Raw genomic sequence first — 12,890 nt, forward strand, 5'->3', positions numbered from 1 at the left:
TTCAGGCGGGCCGCCGCCGACGGCGGAGCAGGGGCAGAGTGGAATTGATAGCGATGGCCGCAATGACGACTGCGCCTCCGGCCAGCGCCGCGGCGGCCGGGCGTTCGCCGACGCCGAGCCACGCCCACAGCGGTCCGAGAACCGTCTGCAACAGGGAAATGAGCCCGATCTCCGCCGCCGGTGCATAGCGCGCGCCGGCGATATAGAGGGTGAAGGCCAGCGGCAGAATCAGCAGGCCGAGCAGGGCGAGAATGGCCATGTCGCCGGCCGGCACCACCAGACCTGACAGGCTGAGGCCCGACGGGCCGGCCAGGGACAGGGGCAGGGCGATGAGCGCCGACACCATGGCGCCAACCCACAGGGCCGCGGTCATGTCGCGGTTGCCGGCGCGGCGCAGGATCACCACGCCGAGAGAGAAGAGCGCCGCCGTCAGCAGGGCCAGGGCGTCGCCGGTCAGGCTGCCGCCGCCCAGTGAGTTGGCGAAGATCAGCACCATGCCGGCGAAGGCCACGGCGATCACCGCCCAGGTCCGGGGCGCCACCCGTTCGCCGAGGATGGCGCGGGCGAACAAGGCGGCGAACAGCGGCAGAGTCGCCAGGATCACCAGCGTATTGGCGACGGTGGTGTTGGTTATGGCACCGACGAAGGTGACATTGGACAGGCCAATGATGATGCCGGCCAGCAACCCGCCACCGCCCAGGGCCCGCGCTATCGGCAGCAGCCGGCCGCCATAGGCGATGGCCAGACCAACCGCCAGCGCCAGGGCCATGAAGGCAGTGCGCCAGAATACCAGTTGCCAGGGGCCGGTGGCGTCGAGCAGCCGGATCAGCAGGCCATCGGGGCTGATGACCAGCATACCGGCCGCGGCAAGGGCGATGCCGCGACCGTAGGATTGCGTACTCATGGGGTGCGCCGTGCAGATGGGGTCAAGGTACCGCCTGAATGGCCCGGCCCACCGGTCCGGTCAAGCCCCGCGGAGCCGGAGGCCCCGGACGGCCGGTCACGGGCCAGGCGTTGTCATCCGCCGGCGCGGCCCCGGTTTAGCTTTTCTTTACCGCCAGCATCAGGCCGTCACCGATCGGCACCATGGCGGATATTACCCGATCATCACTGCCGGCCTTGCGGTCCACGGCGCGGATCGCTTCGGTGGATGAGTCCGTCTTTGACGGATCGGCGATGGCGCCGCCCCAGATGGCATTGTCTATGGCGACAACGCCGCCCGGCCGCAGCAGGGTAAGGCAGCGCTCGTAATAGCCGTCATAGTTTTCCTTGTCGGCATCAATGAACGCGAAGTCATAGGTGCCGGACTCGCCAGCGGCGATCATCGCATCCAGCGTGTCGATGGCCGCGCCCAGGCGCAGGTCAATCTTGTCCGCCACCTTGGCCTGGTCCCAGAAGGGCCGGCCAACGCGGGTGTATTCGTCAGAGACATCGCAGGCCACCAGCTTGCCGTCGGCCGGCAGAGCAAGGGCCACGGTCAACGCGCTGTAGCCGGTGAAGGTGCCGACCTCTATGGCCCGTCGCGCGCCGAGCATGGCGATCAGGGCCTTCATGAGCTGACCCTGTTCGGGCGAGATCTGCATACCGGCGGAAGGATGGCTGGCGGTGGCGTCACGCAGTGCAATCTGCTCTTTGGTCTCCTGGATGGTCGCGTCCATAAGGAAGGCGTGCAGGGCGTCGGACATGTTGAGAGTCTTGCTGCTCATGAAAATCCTCCGTGGCGACCGCATTATGATGACGTATGACGATGACCATCACACGGGCGGGCGCGGTAATGGTTGGGGCCGGGTCAGGTCAGGGGTTGGGTGCGACCGTACAGGGCCTGGCGGGTGCCGTCGGGAGCCATATGGCCCTCCGTGGCGGAAAAGGCAAAGGCCAGCAATAGCCGCGGCCCGCCAAAGGTCACCGGCGTCACCCGGTGCAACGAATATTTGCCGCGAAACAGGATGAGGGTACCCGGCGCCTGCCACACCTGGCGCACACGGCCGCGCGCGCCCTGCATCACCTCCGCTACCTCGGCCCGGCATTCGTCACCGGGCTGGCGCAGCATGGGCACATACTCAAATTCGCCGCCCTCGTCGGCGCGGGTCAGCAGCAGGGAGACGACAAACTCCGAAGTGTCGAAGTGCCAGCCATTCTCATCGCCGGGCCGATAGACCAGCAGATTGACGTCGGCCATGGGGTCGGCGCTGCGGTGGAGGATCGGCAGGTCCAGAACATGGGCGAGAAAGTTCGCCAGTGCCGGCCACTGGTAGAGGCGACGAATGGCGCTGTCGCCGCCGATAAAGTCGCCCGCCACCATACCGTGCGCGGCCCGCAGGCGCAGGCGGCGCGGGTCGCTGGCCGGCAGGCTGGTGTCGTCGGCCGCCGACAGGTCCTCTGAATAGGGGCTGGCCATGGTTTCAAAGCGATGGGCGCGCGGCGCCAGGGCGCGGGCCTCTTCCGTCAGCAGGGTAAGCGCGGCCGGCCGCAGAAATCCCGACAGGGAAAGAATCTGGTCCTGCGCCAACTGGACGCGCGACTGGTGCAGGAGGCCGCCATAGGCATCGCTCTCCGGGCGGTCGAGGGGATAACGCAGACGGTTGACCAGGTCGGCCGGCGCGGTTGCCGCCGACAGGCGCGCCGCCGTGGATTCGGCGGGACGGGGGCGGATCACGGGCCGCGGTGCGGGGTGGGCGGACATGGCCGGAGCCTAGCACCGCATTGCTCGCCGGCAAACGCCGCCAGCTAACGCTTTCTTCCCGCCGGCGAAGGCCGTATGTTGCGGCGCCACAGGATCGAGGGCGTGATATAGGCGCGGCGACGCGGGGCGTAGCTCAGCCTGGTAGAGTGCCTGCTTTGGGAGCAGGAAGCCGGAGGTTCAAATCCTCTCGCCCCGACCAGCCCACCACCGGTTGCAACAGGTTGCGACAGGCAGACGAAAAGGCAGACGGACAGCGCCATGGGACAGAGTGACAGGAATCTCCGCGTTCGCATCTATCGACCGGCAAAGACCGCCATGCAGTCCGGCCGCGCCAGGACCCATCGCTGGGTGCTGGAGTTCGCGCCGCTGAGCCCGCGCCTGCGCGACCCGCTGATGGGCTGGACCGGCACGGCCGATGCCCGCTCGCAGGTGCGGCTGACTTTTTCCGACAAGGCCGAGGCCATCGCCTATGCCGAGCACCATGGCTATCGCTATCAGGTGGAAGAGCCGCAGGAGCGTTCACCGAGAGCCAAGGCCTATGCCGACAATTTCGCCACCAGCCGCCGCGGTCCGTGGACCCACTAGAGGGCGGCTGGCGGCGCCTACCACGCGCCCTTAGCTCAGCCGGATAGAGCACCGGCCTTCTAAGCCGACGGTCGCAGGTTCGAGTCCTGCAGGGCGCACCAGGTCCGGAATCGGCCCCGGCCCGCAACAGGGAGACGCCAATGCGCGCCGCTGTCATGGATGCCTTTCGCCAACCGCTGGTGGTGCGGGAGATGCCGGACCCCGATTGTCCGGCCGACGGCGTGATCGTCCAGGTAGAGGCCAGTGGCATTTGCCGCAGCGACTGGCATGTCTGGCAGGGCCACTGGCCGCTGGAGTTTCCGGTGGTCATGGGCCACGAAATCGCCGGCCATGTGGTGGCGGTCGGCCCGCAGGTGCGGCGGGTCAAGATGGGCGAGCGGGTGGTAGTGCCGTTCTGCGGCGGCTGCGGCGTCTGCACCTGGTGCATCGACGGCCACCAGCATATCTGCAGCGATCCGTGGGTGCCGGGATTCAGCCCCCAGTGGCCAGGCGGCTTTGGCCCGCTGGTGCCGGTGGCCCACGCCGACCTTAACGCCATTGCCCTGCCGGAGGCGGTGAGTTCTGTTGCCGCGGCCGGCATGGGCTGTCGCTACATGACCGCATGGCATGGGCTGGTGGACCGCGGCCGCATCCGCCCCGGCGAGTGGCTGGCGGTCTATGGCTGTGGCGGCGTTGGCCTGTCGGCGGTGCAGATCGCCAGCGCGCTGGGGGCGCAGGCCATCGCGGTGGACCTGGACCCGGCCAAGCTGGAGATGGCGGCGGCGCTGGGTGCGGTGGCCACGGTCAATGCCCGCGCCAATGATCCCGTAGACGCAGTGCGCGCCTTGACCGGCGGCGGCGCCCATGTGGCGGTGGACGCGCTGGGGCTGGCCGAGACCTGCCGTAATGCCCTGATGAGCCTGCGCAAGCGTGGCCGCCACATCCAGATCGGCATTGCCACGGAGAGTGATCGCGACGGTATTCTGCTGCCGACGGACACCATTCTGGGGCGCGAACTGGAAGTGATCGGTAGCTATGGCATGCCGCTTGGCGGCTATGCGCCGTTGTTCGCCATGATCGAAAGCGGACGGCTGGCGCCGGAACGGCTGGTGACCCGGCAGGTGGGCGTGGAAGAAACCGGTCCGGTTCTTGAGTCCATGGGTCGTTATGACACGCGGGGCATCGTCGTTATCACCAGCTTCTAACGGGATCGGCCCCTAGCGGGCGGTCATGCCGCCATCGAGAAGAAGATCGGTGCCGGTCATGAAGGATGATTCATCGCTGGCGAGGAATACGGCGCCGGCGGCAATCTCTTCCGGCCGCGCCGTACGATTGAGCAGGTGGCGCGGCCCGGCGTCGCGGCGCGCCGCCGCCAGATCACCGTCATAGAGTTCCAGCAGGCGGCGGGTCTCCACCGCGCCGGGGGACAGGGTGTTGGCCCGGATGCCGTCGGCTCCATGGTCTACGGCAATGGACTTGGCGAGCATCAGCAAGGCGGTCTTGACCGTGTCATAGGGGGCCCAGCCGCCTTCGGCCGCCACATGGGCATAGTTGGACGAAATCAGCACGACAGAACCGCCGCCGGCACGGATCATGGCCGGGATCGCCGCCTTGCAGACGTAGAATGAGCCGTCGAAATTGACCAGACTGTTGCGCCGCCACACCGCAAGCGGAATATCGGCCACCTTGTGGGGCGGCGCGAACCACAGGGCGGCGTGCAGCAGCACATGCAGGCCGCCATAGAGCTGCTCGGCGCGGGCGACGGCGGCAACCGCCTGATCATAGTCGGCAATATCGAGGGCCATGGAGTCGGCGGCACCGCCGGCCTGGCGGATCGTCGCGGCGGTGGCGGCGGCAGCGGCCGGGTCCAGGTCGGTGGCCAGCACAGAGGCGCCGGCGGCGGCGAAGGCGCTGGCGCAGGCGGCGCCGATTCCCGAACCGGCACCGGTGACAAGCGCAACCTTGCCCGGCATGAGACGCGGCGCGGCTGTCTGGCGGGGCGTATCAGTCATTGGTCATCATTCGTCGGCAGTGGTGAACGGCAATTCGGCATGGGCCAGGACGAAGGCCAGCTGGGTTGCCGCCGGCCCTTCGAGAACAGCGAAGTCCGGGTCATAGGTTGCGCCATGGCTGGCGGCCAGGGCGACAAGCTGCTCGTCGGTTGCCGCCGACGTCACACGACTGAAGCCGGTCCCGTTCTGGTCGCTGGAAAATCGATAGAACAGGATGGTGTAGGCACTGTCGTCATCGTCGGCCATCTGCACCACATAGATGTCCCCGGTCAGCGGCATGATGCGGATTGTGCCGACGGTTTGTTCATTGTCGGCCGTAACGCGGCGAAATCGATAGTCATTGGAGAAGGCAATCGCGGCGATCTCTGTTTCGGCGCCGTCGCTGCCACTGTAGCTGCCCGGCAGGTCGGTCAGGCTGATGGCCTGGTCGGGCGGGATGATCTCAGCCGAGGTTTCATAGCAGGCCGCCAGCAGCAGGCCGGCGAGGGCGAGGGCGGCGGCGCGCAGGATGGAGGGACGGGGAATGGCCGCAATCATGGCTTCGCCGTCAGCCGGGCTGGCGGTCGCTGGCCCGCAGGCGGGCAAAGCCGGCGTCCAGATCGGCGGTCAGATCCTCCATGTCCTCCAGCCCGCAGTGAATACGCAGGCACGGACCGTCCGTCGCCCAGGTGGTGGCGCTGCGGCTGGCCTCGGGATGGGTTGGCAGGATCAGGCTTTCATAGCCGCCCCAACTGGCGCCCATGCCATAGAGCTTGAGTCCGTCGAGCATGGCCGCGACGGCGTCCTTCGAGCACGGCTTGAGGACCACGCCGAACAAGCCCGAGGCGCCGCTGAAGTCCCGTTTCCACAAGGCGTGAGTGGGAAAGTCCTCCAGGGCAGGGTGGAGAACCCGCGCCACCTCCGGCCGGGCGGCAAGCCAGCGGGCGAGGGCAATGCCGCTGGTATGGTGCTGGCGCAGGCGCACGCCGATGGTGCGTAGCCCGCGCAGGCCCAGATAGATATCGTCCGGTCCGGTGGAGAAGCCCAGCTCGCTGGCGGCGTTGCGCACTTTCAGGGCGTCCTCGGTGGTGGCCGCCGTGACGACCCCCAGCATGGCGTCGGAATGACCGACCATATACTTGGTGGCGGCGTGGATGGAGACGTCCACCCCATGGTCGTAGGGCTTGAAGAAGACCGGCGAGGCCCAGGTGTTGTCCATCAGCACCTTGGCGCCGCCGGCATGGGCGGCCCGGGCGATGGCCGGGATGTCCTGGACCTCGAAGGTCTGCGAGCCCGGCGACTCCGTATAGACGATGCGCGTGGTGTCACGCATGAGATCGGCAATACCGCCGCCGATGGTCGGATCGTAATAGGTGGTTTCAACACCGAAACGGGCGAGAAACCCGTCACAGAAGCGACGTGACGGGGTGTAGACGCTGTCGACCATCAGGACATGATCGCCGGCCTTCAGGAAGGCCAGCATGGCTGCCGTAATGGCGGCCAGACCGGACGGCAGGACAACCGCGTCCGCCGCCTGCTCCAGCGCCGCTACGGCCTCTTCAAAGGCATAGCTGGTGGGGGTGCCGCGGCGACCGTAGACGGTGACCTTGGCGCCGGTGGTGAAGGCCTTGCGGGACTCCTCCATGGCCGCCACGGTCGGGTGGAGGATGGTCGAGGCGTGATAGACCGGCGGATTGACCACCCCGTGATTGTCGAAGGGGTGGCGCCCGGCATGGGCGATTTTTGTATCTTCCTTCATGTCTCGGCGCCTTTTTCCGCTGTCTTGCTGATGTCGTGCTGGTGTCTTGCTGGCCGGCAGTATCCGGTGCCACCGCCGGCACCATGGGGCACGCGGGCGGCGGCGACACGGTGTATGCCATCGGCTGCCGGCGATTAGATGGAGGGGAAGCCATGGCGTCAACTGGCGGCATGACGGTCCCGACGGCAATCGCACCGGCCATCCCACGGGCGATCCCACGGCGCGCGCCTGGCGCGTTCCTGGGGCGGCCCCATGGCCAAAGCCCGGAGGTGCAGGGGCACCATGGCGGGTTCGTCGCCTGATGATTTATTCCTATCAGGAAACAGGCCGGGTGACGGGGCTTGGCAAGCGGTATCCGGCGTTTCATCATTGCGCCACATTCCGGTGAGGACCCAGCAGGGTTCTGGCCGGGACGCCCGCAGATCCGGTCCAGCCAAACAAAGGCGGGCCGGGAATCGCCTCGCCGGTCGTACATGACGGGCCGGCCGGCGGGTGAAACGAACGGATGAATAATCCTTTGGGGGGCTGAGTTCATGAAGAGTCTCAAGTATCTGGTCGCCGGTGCGGCGACTGCTATCCTGGCCTTCACCGGCGTCGCCTCCGCGGCCACGCTGGATGATGTCCGGGCGAAGGGCCACGTCCAGTGCGGCGTGAGCCAGGGTCTGCCGGGTTTCTCCAATCCGGACGAAAACAATAACTGGTCGGGTATCGACGTGGACCTGTGCCGCGCCGTGGCGGCCGCCATCTTCGACGATCCGAACGCCGTGCGGTTCACTCCGCTGTCGGCCAAAGAGCGGTTCACCGCCCTGCAGTCCGGTGAAGTGGACATCCTGTCCCGCAACACCACGTGGACCCAGTCGCGCGATACCCAGCTCGGCCTGGATTTCGTCGGCGTCAACTACTATGACGGCCAGGGCTTCATGGTCCGCAAGGATCTGGGCGTGACGTCGGCCTTTGAGCTGGACGGCGCGTCGGTGTGCACCAATCTGGGCACCACCACCGAGCTCAACATGGCGGACTTCTTCCGCGCCAATAATATGGCCTATACGCCGGTTCTGTTTGAAAAGGCCGATGAAGTGGTCGCCGCCTATGACGCCGGCCGCTGCGACGCCTATACGACGGACCGTTCCGGTCTGGCCGCCCAGCGCATCAAGCTGAGCAACCCCGACGATCATGTGGTCCTGCCGGAGATCATCTCCAAGGAGCCCCTTGGTCCGGTGGTTCGTCACGGCGACAACCAGTGGGGCGACATCGTCCGCTGGACCCTGTACGCCATGATCGAAGCCGAAGAGCTCGGCGTCACGTCCGACAATGTGGGCGCGATGATGAGCAGCGACAATCCCAACATCAAGCGTCTGCTCGGCAGCGAGGGTGCGCTTGGTGAGAATCTGGGCCTGACCAACGACTGGGCGGCACGAATCATCCTGCACGTGGGCAACTATGGCGAAAGCTATGAAGCCAATGTGGGTCCGGCCACGACGCTCGGCCTAGAGCGCGGCGCCAATGCGCTGTGGTCCAGTGGCGGCCTGATGTACGCCATGCCGATGCGCTGAGCCAAACTGGCTTAGACAGGCACTATGACGAGGCGGGGTGCGGTTGTCTGACAATCGCACCCCGTATCGTTTGACCATCCGCGCAGTATGACGGGCAGCGCAGTATGACGGGATCGCCCATGGCGACAATCCGGCAATGACGGTGACCTCACACGATACGGGCCCCGGCGCGGGCCCCGGTGCAGGTAAGGCCCGCTCGTCGCTGCTGTATGACCCGAAGGTGCGGGCCCTGTTCTTTCAGGGGCTGGTCCTGGTGTCGGTGGTGGTCATCGGCTGGATCATCATCCAGAACACCGTCACCAACATGGCCGCGGCGGGTCTTGCCTCCGGCTTTGGCTTTCTGGAGACCACCGCCGGCTTCGGCGTTACCTGGACACTGATTCCCTATAGCGAAGAGTCCAGCTATGGCTACGCCTTCGTGGTGGCCTTGCTGAACACGCTTCTGGTGTCGGCCATCGGCATCGTCCTGACGACGCTGCTGGGCTTTTTCATCGGCATCATGCGCCTGTCCAAGAACTGGCTGGTGGCGCGCATGGCCTGGGTCTATATCGAGACCCTGCGCAATATCCCGCTGCTGCTGCAGATTTTCTTCTGGTATTTCGCGGTTCTGCGCAACCTACCATCGCCGCGCGACAGCTTTGTCATACCGTTCGGCCTGGGCGTCATCAACATTCGCGGTCTCTATCTGCCGTCGCCCACCATGGAACCGGGATTCAGCCTGATTCCCATCGGCTTTGTGCTGGGTCTGATCGGTGCTTATGGTCTGCGCCGCTGGTCGAAGCGGCGCCAGGCCAGGACCGGGCAGCAGTTTCCCGATGTGCTGGCGGGACTGGGGCTGATCATCGGTTTGCCGGTCCTGGCGGCGCTGGCGGCGGGCGTGCCCTTCACCTGGAGCTATCCGGAGCTGCGCGGCTTCAATTTCGTCGGCGGCTTTTCGGTGATCCCGGAGTTTGTCGCGCTGTTGCTCGCGCTGACACTGTATACCGCGGCCTTCATTGCAGAGATCGTGCGGGCCGGCATTCAGGCGGTGAGCCACGGCCAGACAGAGGCGGCGCATTCGCTAGGCCTGTCGCACAGCAAGACCCTGCGCCTGGTGGTGGTGCCCCAGGCCTTGCGGGTCATCGTGCCGCCGCTGATCAGCCAGTATCTCAACCTGTTCAAGAACTCCTCCCTGGCGGCGGCCATCGCCTATCCTGAGCTGATGCTGATTTTCGGCGGCGTCGTCCTCAATCAGACCGGCCAGGCCATAGAGGTGCTGGCCATCGTCATGGCGGTCTATCTGACCATCAGCCTGCTGATCTCGCTGGTGATGAATATCTACAACCGCAGCATCATGCTGGTGGAGCGCTGAGATGTCGGTATTCGAGCGCGCCCCCGATCTGGCGCCACCGCGCACCTCTGTTGGTCTTATCGGCTGGCTGCGGTCCAACCTGTTCTCGTCATGGTTCAATACCGCACTGACGATCCTGTCGCTGTGGATCATCTGGCAGGTGGTGCCGCCGTTCATTGACTGGGTGTTCTTTTCGTCCACCATCGCCGGCAATTCGCGCGAGGCCTGCGCCGCGGTCAGCGGCGCCTGCTGGACCTATGTCAAGGTCTGGTTCTGGACCTTCATGTTCGGCTTCTATCCGGAGGACGAACGGTGGCGGGTGGTCCTGTCCTTCGCCATTCTGGTGTCCGCCGGCGCGCCCCTGTTTGTGGAGTCGTTCCGCCACAAACGGATACTCGGTGCCTTTCTCATGCTGGGCTATCCGCTGATCGCCTACTGGCTGTTCGTCGGCGGCTTCTTCGGTCTGGAACTGGTGCCGACCGAAGACTGGGGCGGCTTCTTCCTGACCCTGGTGATTGCCGGCATCGGCATTTTCTTCTCGCTGCCCATCGGCATCGTGCTGGCCCTGGGGCGGCGCTCTGAAATGCCGGCGGTGCGCATGCTGTGCACCGTATTCATCGAGTTCTGGCGGGGCATCCCGCTGATCGTGTTCCTGTTCGTGGCCTCCAATGTCTTTCAACTGTTCCTGCCGCAAGGCGTCACCGTGGACAAGCTGATCCGCGCCCTGGTGGCGGTGGCTCTGTTCGCGTCGGCCTATATGGCGGAAGTGGTGCGCGGCGGCCTGCAATCCATACCCAAAGGCCAGTACGAGGCGGCGTCGGCGCTGGGTCTCGGCTATTGGCAGAGCATGGCGCAGGTGATCCTGCCGCAGGCGCTGAAAGCGGTAATCCCCGGCATCGTCAACACCTTCATCGGCCTGTTCAAGGACACCACGCTGGTGGCGATCATCAGCCTGCTGGACCTTCTGGGCCGTGTGCAGCAAAGCTTCAACGACCCGGACTGGGGCGGTTTCGCGATCGAGGGCTATGTCTTCACCGCCTTTGTCTTCTTCATCTTCTGCTACGGCATGTCACGCTACAGCCAGTCGGTTGAACGCCGACTGGGCGTCGGCGACCGCCGTTGATGCCATCCCGCGGGAAACGAGGACACCGTCATGAGTGACATGCCATCGAGCAGCGCCAACGCCGCCGACGATCAGGCGCCGCGCGACAGCCTGAAGTCCGACGAGGTGGTCATCGAGCTTTCCGGCGTTCACAAATGGTTCGGCGAGTTTCATGTGCTCAAGGACATCGATCTCAGTGTCCACCGGGGCGAGCGCATCGTTGTCTGTGGCCCGTCGGGCTCCGGCAAATCCACCATGATCCGCTGCATCAACCGGCTGGAGGAGCACCAGCAGGGGCGCATCGTGGTGGACGGCATCGAGCTGACCAATGACCTGAAGCAGATCGACAGCGTCCGTCGCGAAGTGGGGATGGTGTTTCAGCAATTCAACCTGTTTCCCCATCTGACGGTGCTGGAGAATGTGACCCTGGCGCCGATCTGGGTGCGCAAGATGCCGCGCCGTGAAGCGGTGGAGTCGGCCATGCGCTATCTGGAACAGGTGCGCATCCCCGAACAGGCCGACAAATATCCGGGCCAGTTGTCCGGCGGCCAGCAACAGCGCGTGGCCATTGCCCGGGCGCTGGCCATGCGGCCGAAGATCATGCTGTTCGACGAGCCCACATCGGCGCTTGATCCGGAAATGATCAAGGAAGTGCTGGACGTCATGATCAACCTGGCGGAGGCCGGCATGACCATGATCGTGGTCACCCATGAAATGGGATTTGCCCGCACCGTGGCCGACCGCATCATCTTCATGGATGGCGGCGAGATCGTCGAACAGGCACCGCCGGAGACGTTTTTCTCCAATCCCGAAAGCGACCGCACCAAACTGTTCCTCAGCCAGATTCTGGCCCACTGAGCCAGCCCGGTCGCAGCCGGCCACCTGGTTGCCGGCGGGCGCATGATTCGGGCGGCATCTGACGAAGCTATCCGCTATGACCGGCGGCGATGGACAGCAACGCGGCCTTGAATCCGATCAATCGTACAATGGGGCCCATGGAATGGGGCCTGCTGGTCTCGCTGGCGGTGCTGTGGGGCGGCTCTTTCTTTTTCAATGGCGTGGCGGTGCGGAAAGCCGACCTTCACTGTGGTCGCGGTGCGGGTGGCGGGCGGCGCTGCCATTTTGTGGCTGGTGATGGGGCTGAGCGGGCAGCGTCTGGCCTTCGGCTGGCCGGTGTGGCGGGCCCTGGCGGTCATGGGGGTGCTCAACAACGCCATACCGTTCAGCCTGATTGTCTGGGGTCAGGCCCATATCGCCTCCGGCGTGGCGTCGATTTTCAATGCCACAACGCCGCTGTTTACAGTGGTGGTGGCGCATGCGCTGACCCGTGGCGAGCGGCTGGACGTCGGGCGCGTGGCCGGTGTTCTGCTGGGCCTGGCCGGCGTGGCAGTGATGATGGGGATTGCCGCGGCGGGCCCGTTCGGGGTGGCGATCATCGCCCAGGCGGCGATTCTGGGTGCGGCCCTGTCCTATGCCTTCGCCGGCGTCCACGGCCGCAGATTTCGCCGCCTGGGCCTTTCGCCACTGGCCACGGCGACGGGGCAGTTGCTGGCCTCCAGCCTGATCCTGCTGCCGCTGGCGATCGTGGTGGACCGACCCTGGACGCTGCCGGCGCCGGGTCCGGAGACCGTCGGCGCGCTGATCGGCCTGGCGGTGCTGGCGACGGCGCTGGCCTATGTGGTGTTCTTCCGCATTCTGGCCATGGCCGGCGCCACTAACCTGGCGCTGGTGACTTTTCTGATTCCGGTGGTGGCAGTGGGGCTGGGCGTCGCCCTGTTGGGCGAGGCGCTGTTGCCGCGGCATCTGGCTGGCTTTGCCTTGATCGGTCTCGGCCTGGCGGCCATTGACGGGCGGCTCTGGGCGTGGCTGCGACGCAGATCCGCTTAGCGCCCCATGGGGCCGGCACCG

13 protein-coding genes and 2 tRNA genes are annotated in these 12,890 nt (G+C 65.8%); 9 read left to right on the forward strand and 6 right to left on the reverse strand.

What is annotated here, in order from left to right:
* Position 1: 1 nt before the first annotated feature.
* The 3 genes from RIE31_09790 to RIE31_09800 all read right to left on the reverse strand — a co-directional run bounded on the left by RIE31_09790 (position 2) and on the right by RIE31_09800 (position 2,656).
* Positions 2-904: a DMT family transporter gene (locus tag RIE31_09790; protein MEQ8640878.1), complete on the reverse strand. Its 903-nt coding sequence runs from the start codon at positions 902-904 to the stop codon at positions 2-4.
* Between the two features lie 136 nt (positions 905-1,040).
* Positions 1,041-1,706, reverse strand: coding sequence for a class I SAM-dependent methyltransferase (locus tag RIE31_09795; GenBank protein MEQ8640879.1), 666 nt, complete (start codon positions 1,704-1,706; stop codon positions 1,041-1,043).
* Positions 1,707-1,789: 83 nt separating this feature from the next.
* Positions 1,790-2,656, reverse strand: coding sequence for a 2OG-Fe(II) oxygenase (locus RIE31_09800; GenBank protein ID MEQ8640880.1), 867 nt, complete (start codon positions 2,654-2,656; stop codon positions 1,790-1,792).
* A 149-nt stretch (positions 2,657-2,805) separates the two neighbouring features.
* Between RIE31_09800 and RIE31_09805 the strand changes: the two genes are divergently transcribed.
* The 4 genes from RIE31_09805 to RIE31_09820 all read left to right on the forward strand — a co-directional run bounded on the left by RIE31_09805 (position 2,806) and on the right by RIE31_09820 (position 4,452).
* Positions 2,806-2,882: transfer RNA gene (locus tag RIE31_09805), tRNA-Pro, on the forward strand.
* A 59-nt stretch (positions 2,883-2,941) separates the two neighbouring features.
* The gene (locus tag RIE31_09810) at positions 2,942-3,268 is read left to right on the forward strand and encodes an ETC complex I subunit (GenBank protein ID MEQ8640881.1); all 327 of its coding nucleotides are present in this window, start codon (positions 2,942-2,944) and stop codon (positions 3,266-3,268) included.
* 24 nt (positions 3,269-3,292) lie between these two features.
* Positions 3,293-3,369 (forward strand) — tRNA-Arg (locus RIE31_09815).
* Positions 3,370-3,408: 39 nt separating this feature from the next.
* Complete coding sequence (locus tag RIE31_09820; GenBank protein MEQ8640882.1) at positions 3,409-4,452, forward strand: alcohol dehydrogenase catalytic domain-containing protein; 1,044 nt, start codon at positions 3,409-3,411, stop codon at positions 4,450-4,452.
* A 12-nt stretch (positions 4,453-4,464) separates the two neighbouring features.
* On the opposite strand, the gene RIE31_09825 is transcribed toward RIE31_09820, so the two are convergent.
* The 3 genes from RIE31_09825 to metC are packed head-to-tail and all read right to left on the reverse strand — an operon-like array spanning position 4,465 to position 6,997.
* A complete protein-coding gene (locus RIE31_09825; GenBank protein ID MEQ8640883.1) occupies positions 4,465-5,259 on the reverse strand; it encodes an SDR family oxidoreductase in 795 nt (264 codons plus the stop codon).
* 6 nt (positions 5,260-5,265) lie between these two features.
* Positions 5,266-5,796 (reverse strand): hypothetical protein, encoded by a 531-nt coding sequence (locus RIE31_09830; protein ID MEQ8640884.1) that lies wholly within the window; start codon positions 5,794-5,796, stop codon positions 5,266-5,268.
* Between the two features lie 10 nt (positions 5,797-5,806).
* On the reverse strand, positions 5,807-6,997 hold the full coding sequence (metC, locus tag RIE31_09835) for a cystathionine beta-lyase (GenBank protein ID MEQ8640885.1): 1,191 nt from the start codon (positions 6,995-6,997) through the stop codon (positions 5,807-5,809).
* A 533-nt stretch (positions 6,998-7,530) separates the two neighbouring features.
* Between metC and RIE31_09840 the strand changes: the two genes are divergently transcribed.
* The 5 genes from RIE31_09840 to RIE31_09860 all read left to right on the forward strand — a co-directional run bounded on the left by RIE31_09840 (position 7,531) and on the right by RIE31_09860 (position 12,869).
* Positions 7,531-8,550 (forward strand): amino acid ABC transporter substrate-binding protein, encoded by a 1,020-nt coding sequence (locus RIE31_09840; protein ID MEQ8640886.1) that lies wholly within the window; start codon positions 7,531-7,533, stop codon positions 8,548-8,550.
* Between the two features lie 136 nt (positions 8,551-8,686).
* Positions 8,687-9,901: an amino acid ABC transporter permease gene (locus tag RIE31_09845; protein ID MEQ8640887.1), complete on the forward strand. Its 1,215-nt coding sequence runs from the start codon at positions 8,687-8,689 to the stop codon at positions 9,899-9,901.
* A gap of 1 nt (position 9,902) precedes the next feature.
* The gene (locus tag RIE31_09850) at positions 9,903-11,003 is read left to right on the forward strand and encodes an amino acid ABC transporter permease (protein ID MEQ8640888.1); all 1,101 of its coding nucleotides are present in this window, start codon (positions 9,903-9,905) and stop codon (positions 11,001-11,003) included.
* A 39-nt stretch (positions 11,004-11,042) separates the two neighbouring features.
* A complete protein-coding gene (locus RIE31_09855) occupies positions 11,043-11,840 on the forward strand; it encodes an amino acid ABC transporter ATP-binding protein (protein ID MEQ8640889.1) in 798 nt (265 codons plus the stop codon).
* 195 nt (positions 11,841-12,035) lie between these two features.
* Positions 12,036-12,869 carry a DMT family transporter gene (locus RIE31_09860; GenBank protein ID MEQ8640890.1) on the forward strand — a complete coding sequence of 278 codons (834 nt, stop codon included), beginning with the start codon at positions 12,036-12,038 and terminating at the stop codon, positions 12,867-12,869.
* Positions 12,870-12,890: the final 21 nt, after the last annotated feature.

This window comes from Alphaproteobacteria bacterium (assembly GCA_040218575.1).
Lineage (GTDB): Bacteria > Pseudomonadota > Alphaproteobacteria > JAVJRE01 > JAVJRE01 > JAVJRE01.